Origin of the sequence: Anaerobacillus sp. 1_MG-2023, assembly GCF_030547345.1 — a bacterium.
GTDB classification, from domain to species: Bacteria; Bacillota; Bacilli; order Bacillales; family Guptibacillaceae; genus Guptibacillus; species Guptibacillus hwajinpoensis_B.
This window is the reverse complement of record NZ_JAUORD010000289.1, coordinates 1-232: the sequence shown is the minus strand read 5'-3', so window position 1 is coordinate 232 and position 232 is coordinate 1. Positions and strand designations below refer to the sequence as shown.

Here is a 232-nt window from a genome sequence, read left to right as displayed (position 1 = left end):
GGCTTGTATATTGCCGATGAAGTACAGCCGGGTTTTGGCCGCCTTGGTGCTGCCTTCTGGGGCTTTGATTACCATGGCGTCCAGCCAGATCTGGTTACCATGGGCAAACCGATGGGCAATGGCTTTCCGATGGCGGCCATGGCGACTCGACCGGATTATCTGGCAGCTTTCTGTGAGGACACCGGTTACTTCAACACTTTTGGTGGCAACCCGGTAGCGGCGGCGGCGGGAC

At 58.2% G+C, this 232-nt stretch carries 1 protein-coding gene; it reads left to right on the top strand.

Annotation, left to right across the window (positions count from 1 at the left end):
• Positions 1 to 232 (top strand): aminotransferase class III-fold pyridoxal phosphate-dependent enzyme (locus Q4550_RS24205; RefSeq protein WP_303536823.1); only part of this gene is annotated, 232 nt, incomplete at both ends.